Annotated in this window: 9 protein-coding genes and 1 pseudogene; 3 read left to right on the forward strand and 7 right to left on the reverse strand. The window is 35.7% G+C overall.

All coding sequences use genetic code 11. From position 1 onward, the window contains the following. Positions 1–691, reverse strand: a 691-nt coding sequence (locus AFK68_RS24620; protein ID WP_143438214.1) for an FAD-dependent oxidoreductase, incomplete at its 3' end; no start/stop codon positions are given. Between the two features lie 715 nt (positions 692–1,406). On the opposite strand from AFK68_RS24620, the gene AFK68_RS24625 reads away from it, so the two are divergent. Both AFK68_RS24625 and AFK68_RS42520 read left to right on the forward strand, forming a co-directional pair. Next, a partial coding sequence (locus AFK68_RS24625) for a DNA methyltransferase (RefSeq protein ID WP_143438215.1) occupies positions 1,407–2,611 on the forward strand: 1,205 nt, incomplete at its 3' end. A gap of 99 nt (positions 2,612–2,710) precedes the next feature. Beyond that, the coding region (locus AFK68_RS42520; RefSeq protein ID WP_256386646.1) for a restriction endonuclease at positions 2,711–3,098 on the forward strand (388 nt) is incomplete at its 3' end. A gap of 497 nt (positions 3,099–3,595) precedes the next feature. Here the strand turns inward: AFK68_RS42520 and AFK68_RS46370 are convergent. From AFK68_RS46370 to AFK68_RS24650, 3 genes and pseudogenes are all read right to left on the reverse strand, one after another. Next, positions 3,596–3,982: a site-specific DNA-methyltransferase gene (locus tag AFK68_RS46370; RefSeq protein WP_094675885.1), complete on the reverse strand. Its 387-nt coding sequence runs from the start codon at positions 3,980–3,982 to the stop codon at positions 3,596–3,598. 36 nt (positions 3,983–4,018) lie between these two features. Beyond that, a pseudogene (locus tag AFK68_RS46375) lies at positions 4,019–4,584 on the reverse strand (site-specific DNA-methyltransferase); the annotation flags it as partial. A gap of 495 nt (positions 4,585–5,079) precedes the next feature. Then, positions 5,080–5,418, reverse strand: coding sequence for a P-II family nitrogen regulator (locus tag AFK68_RS24650; protein WP_094675895.1), 339 nt, complete (start codon positions 5,416–5,418; stop codon positions 5,080–5,082). Positions 5,419–6,012: 594 nt separating this feature from the next. On the opposite strand from AFK68_RS24650, the gene ilvB reads away from it, so the two are divergent. Next, a complete protein-coding gene (gene ilvB / locus AFK68_RS24655; RefSeq protein ID WP_094675889.1) occupies positions 6,013–7,851 on the forward strand; it encodes a biosynthetic-type acetolactate synthase large subunit in 1,839 nt (612 codons plus the stop codon). A gap of 212 nt (positions 7,852–8,063) precedes the next feature. Here ilvB and AFK68_RS24660 read toward each other — a convergent pair whose 3' ends face one another. The 3 genes from AFK68_RS24660 to AFK68_RS37300 form a co-directional block, all read right to left on the reverse strand. Then, positions 8,064–8,855 (reverse strand): hypothetical protein, encoded by a 792-nt coding sequence (locus tag AFK68_RS24660; protein WP_094675891.1) that lies wholly within the window; start codon positions 8,853–8,855, stop codon positions 8,064–8,066. A 29-nt stretch (positions 8,856–8,884) separates the two neighbouring features. Further along, the gene (locus AFK68_RS24665; RefSeq protein ID WP_094675893.1) at positions 8,885–9,583 is read right to left on the reverse strand and encodes a hypothetical protein; all 699 of its coding nucleotides are present in this window, start codon (positions 9,581–9,583) and stop codon (positions 8,885–8,887) included. Then, positions 9,580–10,061 (reverse strand): hypothetical protein (locus AFK68_RS37300; protein WP_168186639.1); only part of this gene is annotated, 482 nt, incomplete at its 5' end. The genes AFK68_RS37300 and AFK68_RS24665, both read right to left, overlap by 4 nt.

Here is a 10,061-nt window from a genome sequence, read left to right on the forward strand (position 1 = left end):
CAAAACTAAGCCAACGCACTTTTTCATCCCCTGGTTGCTCTTCCAGATCGCTGTAGTCAACGGAACGTTTGTCAACTCTGGCAGGAGTACCGGTTTTCAGTCGTCCGGTTTCAAAACCAAGTTTATTCAGGGTTTCAGTCAGACCAATAGCAGGAAATTCTCCTGCACGACCTGCTGGCATAGATTTATTGCCTACCCAAATGACTCCACCGAGGAAAGTTCCGGTAGTGAGGATGACAGCTTTACATTTGAAGGCAACACCGAAGTAGGTTTCTACTCCAATAATTTCGTCGTTGTCTCCGAGAACTAAGTCTGTCACCATGCTTTCCCGAACTCGGAGGTTTTCTTGGTTTTCGACAATGTTACGCATAACGGTAGCGTATTCCCGTTTGTCAGTTTGAGCGCGTAACGCCCAAACAGCAGGTCCGCGAGAAGAATTGAGAATGCGTTTTTGCAGGTAGGTACGGTCTGCCATTTTCCCTATTTCCCCACCCAAAGCATCCACCTCGTGGGTAAGTTGAGATTTTGCAGGTCCCCCAACAGCGGGGTTGCATGGTTGCCAGGCAATTTTGTCGAGGTTGAGAGTGAGTAGGAGGGTGTGGCAACCGAGACGTGCGGAAGCAAGAGCGGCTTCGCAACCGGAGTGGCCGGCGCCAACTACAATGATGTCGTATTCGTCTTGAAAATCCATTTTAGTTATCAGTTATACTAGGGAATAGGGAATAGGGAACAGGGAACAGTTGNCAACTACAATGATGTCGTATTCGTCTTGAAAATCCATTTTAGTTATCAGTTATACTAGGGAATAGGGAATAGGGAACAGGGAACAGTTGAAACCCACATACCGCTGTCTAATATTCATTATCAGTACCGACATCTGAAGTCGGAAGTTTAAAAATCAGAATTTTCTAGTCATCCTAAATGTTTGATAGTAACATACAGTCATTATAAATGATTTGTAAAAAAAACTGTAGGGGTTTGGTCTCCAAACCCTCTACCAAGAATGGGATTTAGAAACCAAACCCCGTTAGATAAAATGTTACAATCTGTTTAGGACTGTCATATTTTAATATTGCCCAAAATCACTTGAGTTATTGTTTAAGTTGATAGTCTAACATTTATTATTGGTAATATATGATTGACAAAGAGGAAAATTATTCAGATGTTAAACCAACTTTTTTCTGGGGATAATTTAGAGGTTTTACGCAGACATATTCAGTTATCAGTTATCAGTTATTAGTACAGACTTCTGAAGTCGGAAGTTTGAAAAAAAGTTTAATAGCAATAGGCTGGTAATTTAAGTATTAAAATATTTATTGCCCAAAATCACTTGAGTTATTGTTTAAGTTGATAGTCTAACATTTATTATTGGTAATATGTGATTTACAGAGAGGAGAATTATTCAGATGCTAAATAAACTTTTTTACGGTGATAATTTAGAGGTTTTACGCAGACATATTAAAGATGAATCTGTGGATTTATGTTATATAGACCCGCCGTTTAATTCTAAGCGTAATTATAATCAAATTTATAATAATGTTGGTCGGGAAGATAGGGCACAAGCACAGGCTTTTATTGATACTTGGACTTGGGATGATTTTGCTAATCAAGGGTTAGCAGAAATTCTGGAAAACTATTTAGGACATTTTACTTCTCAAAGTATAGATTTAATTTCTGGTTTAACAAAAGTTTTAGGCAAAGATAGTTTACTTGCTTATTTGATTAGTATGACTCTACGAGTGGCAGAAATTTATCGAGTTTTAAAACCAACAGGTAGTTTTTATCTTCATTGCGACCCCACAGCGAGTCACTATTTAAAATTAGTATTAGATGCAGTTTTTTGCCCTCAAGGTGGAGATTTTCAGAATGAAATTATTTGGAAACGAACTACAAATGCTGGTAGTAGTAAATCCATCGCTAATAAATTTCCATCAAATGCCGATATAATACTTTTTTATACCAAGTCTGAAAGTTATATTTTTAACAAGATTTTTACGGAATACTCAGAAAAATATAAAGCAAGGTACAATAAACAAGATGAAAGAGGTTTATATTATTTGGATAATTTGAAAACATACTCAGAGGAAAGGTTAAAAAAACTGATTTCAGAAAATCGTATAGAGTATACTAGAAAAGGAACTCCCAGAATTAAAAATTACCTTCACGAAGGAAAAGGTATTATTCTAGATAATGTTTGGACAGACATACAAAGTCTTAATTCACAAGCAAAAGAACGTCTTGGTTATCCTACACAAAAACCAGAGGTTTTATTAGAACGTATTATTCAAGCTAGTAGCGATAAAGGGGATGTAATTTTAGATGCTTATTGTGGTTGTGGAACTACTGTTGCGGTTTCACAACGTCTTGACCGGAAATGGATAGGAATTGATATTACTTATCAGAGTATTAGTTTAATTCTTAAACGTCTTGAAGATAGTTTTTGTGAAGGTGTTTTAACAGAAATAGAATTAAATGGTATCCCTAAAGATATCGATTCAGCTATCGCATTAGCTAATAAAAAAGACGACCGGACTCGCAAAGAATTTGAAAAATGGGCGGTACTTACTTACACAAATAACCGCGCCATAGTTAATCAAAAAAAAGGAGCAGANGTATTAGTTTAATTCTTAAACGTCTTGAAGATAGTTTTTGTGAAGGTGTTTTAACAGAAATAGAATTAAATGGTATCCCTAAAGATATCGATTCAGCTATCGCATTAGCTAATAAAAAAGACGACCGGACTCGCAAAGAATTTGAAAAATGGGCGGTACTTACTTACACAAATAACCGCGCCATAGTTAATCAAAAAAAAGGAGCAGATAGAGGTATTGATGGTGTGGTTTATTTTCGAGGAGATAAAGAGGAACCTGAGAAAATTATTTTGCAGGTAAAATCTGGAAATATTAAATCTGGAGATATTCGTGACTTGCAAGGAACTATGACTTTAGAAGGAGCAGCTATGGGTATTTTTATTACTTTAAAATCTCCAACTAAGGCAATGATAAAAACTGCTAAAACAGCAGGAATCTATCAAAGTCAATTTATGAGTCAAAGTCTAGATAAAATTTCCATAGTAACTATCCAAGAAATTTTAGAAGNATCTGGAAATATTAAATCTGGAGATATTCGTGACTTGCAAGGAACTATGACTTTAGAAGGAGCAGCTATGGGTATTTTTATTACTTTAAAATCTCCAACTAAGGCAATGATAAAAACTGCTAAAACAGCAGGAATCTATCAAAGTCAATTTATGAGTCAAAGTCTAGATAAAATTTCCATAGTAACTATCCAAGAAATTTTAGAAGAGAAAAAACGATTAGATATTAAGCTGAGTTATGAAGTGTTGAAATCTGCGGAAAAACAAAAAGAAATCCAAGGTAATCAGTTGAAATTTAACTTAGATATTTAGGAATTTGAAAATTAATCAAAAACAGGATTAAGAAGAGCAAAAAATTAACTTTCAACATTCAGCATTCAGCTTTTGAACATAATAACTTACTAAGCTCAAGGGGTGACAAATTTCATTCTTATGTTACTCCTTCAAAATTAATTCCTGCTTTGGTCTGATAATAACTTATAGCTGATAGCTGAATGCTTACTTTTCAACATAATCATTATTTTGATGATAATCTAAATTTCCTTCACTTAACCTCTCAATAATTACATCACAATTTTGTATTTCTACACCAATCCAATTCCGATTATTTGCTTCACAAACCGCATAAGTTGTACCACTTCCACCAAATGGATCGATAATTAAATCTCCTGGTAAACTAGACATGAAAATAACTCTATCTAACAACTTAGTTGAAAGTTGATTAGTTTGTCGCTTTTTACTTTTGAATTTCCAATGACGTACAGGAGGAATGTCATTCCAAACATCGGTTAAATTAACACCCAAAGGATTCATTGCCTGACGATGACCACCATAGTCTTTGATTTCCTTACCACAATGACGACAAGTTTCTATAGGAGTTCTAATTTTTCTAAATACTTTTGGCTTACCTTTAGAATTTTNGCCTGACGATGACCACCATAGTCTTTGATTTCCTTACCACAATGACGACAAGTTTCTATAGGAGTTCTAATTTTTCTAAATACTTTTGGCTTACCTTTAGAATAATATAAAAGACTGTAATGACTAGGATAAAGTCTACCAGATATTGGCATTCCAACTTTCAAATTAATAGTTATCCAATGGCGAAAAGTTAAACCACAATTCATTAAGTGAGAGCCTAACAATATATTCCATTTAGGCAAGTTATAAATAAATAAACTACCACCAGGTTTAAGGATACGACAACATTCATTTATCCAAGCAAAACACCAACTCAAATATTCACTATCTGCCAGAGAGTCATTAGATTTATTGCCATAATTTTTCCCTAAATTAAAAGGAGGATCGGCAAAAATTACATCAGCAATTTCATCTTTGATATTCGGTAAAATTTTCAGGCAATCTACCTCAAATAAAATACCTTGAGTTGAACTAAAACATGGTTCAATTTTTCTGGTATTATCAAAGTATTTTTCACAGGAAAATTTACTTAGATTATTAAAGTTTAAAGAAAGTTGTTTTGCCATTAATACCTATTAAAAGAAAGAATGCTATAAAACGGAGGACTTCTAAATTTATCTTTAAAAGGAGGCGATAGAATCAAAAAAGCTACCTATTTATATCATTTCCACCCTTTTTTTTATGCAATATTGATTCTAACTACTACCTAAGCACGAAAATCATACCAGCTCTTCAGCAATTCTCAATAATTAACCACATCACTATTTAATTGTATTGCTAAAATAAAAAGCTTACTCTACAAATTATTCTCTAAGAAAAAAAGTGTTAGGTTTTAGGTTTTCGGANAATCATACCAGCTCTTCAGCAATTCTCAATAATTAACCACATCACTATTTAATTGTATTGCTAAAATAAAAAGCTTACTCTACAAATTATTCTCTAAGAAAAAAAGTGTTAGGTTTTAGGTATGAAAAAAATTAATCTTTCCCTTACCATCTTAACTAATAAAAAGTGAAGGATTACCTATTACCTAACACATAAGATAAAATCTACCCCTAGAACTAAATTGCCTCCATATTACTTTCCCCTGTCCGAATTCGGACAATTTTATCTACCGGAGCAATGAAAATCTTACCATCGCCGATCTCTCCTGTACGGGAAGCACTAATAATCTTATCAACAACCATATCTACCTGGTCATCCTCAACTACGATTTCAATCTTTAGCTTCTGCAAAAATTCAACCGTATATTCAGAACCCCGGTATCTTTCAGTTTGCCCCTTCTGACGTCCAAACCCTCTGACTTCAGAAACAGTCATACCCACAATACCAGCATTGACAAGGGCAATTTTCACCTCGTCTAATTTAAAAGGCCGAATAATAGCTTCTACTTTTTTCAAGTTATTCACTCCTTACACTATAAGTTTTAAAAAAGCGGTCAGCAGTCAGCTCTCAGCAGTCAGCAGTCAGCTCTCAGCAGTCAGCAAGATTATTTTTTTTAAGTTTAGAAAGGAATTTCAAGCCCTCCTAAACAATCCTGCCTTTGGGGTTCTGGGAATTTTTACCCAGAACTCCGCTGAAGCTGTTAACGCAGTTCCTCCGTAGGAGACTAGCTAAGTGCTAAAAGCTGATAGCTAATTAAGTCTACTCGTTTATTAGGATGCCATCCTTTAATATCACCGCCAAGTGGGCCTTGTTTGTCAATAAATATACATTTATTCAGAAGGCTTTTTAATAGGCTGCAAAAATCTTAACCTGTTGAGCATTTAAACTATATATTTGGGACTAAGAATACCTGGTGTGGGAAAGAGGAACAGAGAATATAAAACCTCAATGGGTTTTAGCTTGGAAATGCCAAAAAAATCAGACCTTTAACCTTTAGAGAATCTTAAAGTTTTCTAGAAATTATCCTAAACATACTCTCTATTACATTACATTTTTAGTTACAATTATAGATTTAATTATAAATAATAGTATCTAGAGAGGAACTACCAGTGCAGTTACAAAGTAAAGTAACCCTCAAACGAGCCACCGGCGCCTTTGCACTAATGGATAGTCTTAAACGTCATGGAGTCAAGCACATATTTGGCTATCCAGGCGGTGCAATTTTGCCAATTTACGACGAACTCTACCGGGTACAAGCTGCCGGGGACTTAGAACACATCTTAGTCAGACACGAACAAGGTGCTGCCCATGCCGCCGATGGATATGCCCGTGCTACTGGTAAAGTAGGTGTATGTTTTGCCACATCAGGTCCAGGAGCAACAAACCTAGTCACAGGTATTGCTACTGCTCAGATGGACTCAATTCCCATGGTTGTAGTTACAGGGCAAGTAGGCCGACCAATGATTGGTACTGATGCTTTCCAAGAAACGGACATTTATGGTATTACTCTCCCCATAGTCAAACATTCTTATGTGGTTCGAGACCCAAGGGATATGGCCAGAATTGTTGCAGAAGCATTCCATATTGCTAGTACAGGTCGTCCAGGTCCAGTATTGATTGACGTACCCAAAGACGTAGGATTGGAAGAATTTGACTATGAACCAGTTGAACCTGCTTCTATCAGACTACCTGGATATCGTCCTACTATTAAAGGTAATCCTCGTCAGATTAACCAAGCAGTTAATTTAATCCGAGAAGCACGTCGTCCTTTATTGTATATCGGTGGTGGTGCAATTTCTGCTGATGCTCATGCAGAAATTCAAGAATTAGCAGAACATTTTAATATTCCTGCCACTACTACTTTGATGGGGAAAGGTGCTTTTAATGAACATCATCCCCTTTCAGTGGGAATGTTAGGAATGCACGGCACTGCTTATGCTAACTTTGCTGTGAGTGAGTGTGACTTGTTAATTGCTGTTGGTTCCCGTTTTGATGACCGAGTAACAGGAAAGTTAGATGAATTTGCTTGTCATGCGAAAGTAATTCATATTGATATCGATCCGGCAGAAGTAGGTAAAAACCGGACTCCTGATGTTCCTATTGTGGGAGATGTGCGTCAAGTTTTGATCGATATGTTACGTCGTTGTCGGGAGACTGGTGAGCCAATTAATTCCGATCAAACTCAACCTTGGTTAGAACGAATTAATCGTTGGAAACAAGATTATCCATTAGTTGCTCCCGAACATCCAGATAGTATGTCACCTCAAGAGGTGATTAATCAAGTTGGGAAAATGGCTCCAGATGCTTACTATACTACTGATGTTGGTCAGCATCAAATGTGGGCAGCTCAATTTCTGAAAAATGGTCCTCGACAATGGCTTTCTAGTGCAGGTTTGGGTACTATGGGTTATGGGATGCCTGCTGCTATGGGTGCGAAGGTGGCATTGCCAAACCGAGAGGTGATTTGTATTGCTGGTGATGCGAGTATTCAAATGAATATTCAGGAGTTGGGTACTCTGGCGCATTATGGTATTAATGTTAAAACTGTGATTATTAATAATGGTTGGCAGGGTATGGTGCGTCAGTGGCAAGAGGCATTTTTTGGCGAGCGTTATTCTTCTTCTAATATGGAAATGGGAATGCCAGATTTTGTTAAGTTGGCTGAAGCTTATGGGGTGAAGGGAATGATGATTTCTCGTCGGGATGAATTGAAAGAGGCGATCGCTCAAATGTTAGCTTATGACGGACCTGTGTTGATGGATGCTCGCGTGACTAGGGATGAAAATTGTTATCCCATGGTTGCTCCTGGTAAGAGTAATGCTCAAATGGTGGGGTTGCCTATTCGGAAACAGCTTGAGCAAGCAGTGGAGTCAATTACTTGTAGCAATTGTGGATACGAAAGTGTTGCTACTAATAATTTCTGTCCTGAATGTGGGAATAAATTATAATTGATTGACAAAATCTCTCGCTATCAGGAATAGGGAGTGGGGAGGAGGAGATGGGGAGTATTTTTCAACCTTTCTCCTGTATTGCTTCCTCCCCACTTCTTGAATCTTAAGTTGATACCAAGATGGAATTATCATATTTATAGCTAAACTTACTCTTAACCCAATATGTTTCTACAAAAGAACAGGGAATAATTGTAGAGAAGCTTAACCATTTACCAAAACTCTACATTAATTTCTAGGGAGAAATCGAACGTCTCTTTTTTTGTTTGCTCAAGATTTGCATTCAATTTTCCAACTATTGGAATACTTGGGTTTTGGGGAAGGTTTAAAGAAAATGCTACTTTTAGATTTTTCTGAGATTCTTCAGTGAGACTTAATACAAATTTGTGTTTTTTGATTCTAATTCCTTTTTCTCTTTTAAAAATAAGACCTTTCATATGAGGATCACTAAGCCACTGATTTTCCATCAAGTAACTTCTAGCTTCTTCAATATTTGGCTCTGACGGATCGTATTCTTCTTCAATGCTTATTTTTTTCAGCATTTCCCCCCAAACCTTACTTTCAACTTCACCATTACCCTTACCAACAGGAGTATCAACATTACCAGAAATTTTGGTTTCGCCATCAGAACTTTTCATTTCCATGTGTTCCACAGTAATTTTCTTTGCACCTAAAAGACCACAAAGGTTAGTAAAATTAATACACTTAGCTTGAGCAAAATTATAGGATGCGTTTGAAGCTTCTGCATAATCTGAAGGATCGTAAGGACTTTGAATTAAGATAGTTCCTGGATTAAGAAGTCCACTATTTCTAAGTTTTTTAATCAGATAACTATCATCTTTTGCTGAATCATCAAGCAAAGAAACTTGTCTATTTAAGAGTAGTTCACGGGCTGAGTTGTCTGATTCTGCATCAATTTCTAGTTGATTTAATTCTTGACGAGAAAGAACCATAATAACTCTACGTTTTTCTGGCTCTTCGGGAAGATAATTATTTGTATCCATGTTTTTATTCTTGACTTGAGTTTCTGTGACTAGCGAATTAATTTCGATACCTTGATTTTTGCTAGAGATATCATCAGCGCATTGTTCAGGGAAATGAATAACGCTATCTGCATTACTGATGGAGGGGGAGTCTTGTCCTGGACAGGCTGTAGAATTTGTATTTCCAGAAACCAGTTGCGGATTAGTTTGGGTATTCGTTCTTGAGCTGTTTGAGGAGTGTGAAGAAGGATATAAATTAGAGCTAGGGGAAGTATTACCGCGACGACTAGACGAAAAATTAAATCTCTTTTTTTGAATTTATCTTGTTTTTTTCGCCAAATGTCAGCTAAAAATTTTTCTAGTACATTATTACTAAAAGGTAAACTATTGTTAATTGATGAAGCAAACCTTGTAATATCACTTACCACCTGATTAATCCAATCTATTTCTTCTTCTTCATAATCTGGAAATTTCCCATAACTTATAATAGGAGCAATCCGATTAAGGACATCTTTTTCTTTGGGAATAGTTTCAACTACAAATTCACGATTTGTGTGATAGATAACTATATTTGATCGAGAATATTGTTCCTTCTTGCCAGCTTGTACAACTCTAGAAATCTTGGAAACAAATTTTTGCCTTTTTTTCTGTTCAGATGGCACAGAATGCTCTAAGCGTTGTTCATTTATCTCAATAATATCAGGTTTTTTATTATCAAGAGGTTGAAAAGAATGTTCTAGTTTAATCATTTTAAAATTTCCTTAAAAACTAATTCAACAAGGTGTCTTGTGTTATCGTTATTGTCTTTGGTTAAAAGGCTACCCAAAGCAACTTTTATTCCTGTACTATGTTGATATAGAAGTGGAAAAATTTTACGAAGCTCATCATTACCTATCATGCGAGGTATAGTTATTTGCAGTTTCTCGACTTCATCACAAAAAGTGCAAATAATTAACAACTTTTTTTTCTTTTTTTTCTGTATGTTGAAGAATTTTTTTTTGTTTTTAGATTCAGAAATTTGCCACCAACTTTGAATCAAACTTAGATCTGCCTCAACACGACTTTGTGTATTACTGTCATTTTGAATTAGAAGATCGGCTCGAACCAGATAAAAAACTAAATCAGACTTCTTAAAAAGATATTGCCACTCATCGTAGAAAGATGTATCTCCACCTACATCTTTGCTTTTTTTGAGTAATATCCAGATATTTTCATAAAGAATAATTT

The sequence above is a fragment of the Hydrocoleum sp. CS-953 genome, from assembly GCF_002260545.1.
In the GTDB taxonomy this organism is placed as follows: Bacteria; Cyanobacteriota; Cyanobacteriia; order Cyanobacteriales; family Microcoleaceae; genus Trichodesmium.

Excerpts from the sequence above, each read along its gene's own strand:
- AFK68_RS24660 (WP_094675891.1), bottom strand. The coding sequence starts at position 8,855 with ATGGATACAAATAATTATCTTCCCGAAGAGCCAGAAAAACGTAGAGTT.
- AFK68_RS24665 (WP_094675893.1), bottom strand. The coding sequence starts at position 9,583 with ATGATTAAACTAGAACATTCTTTTCAACCTCTTGATAATAAAAAACCT.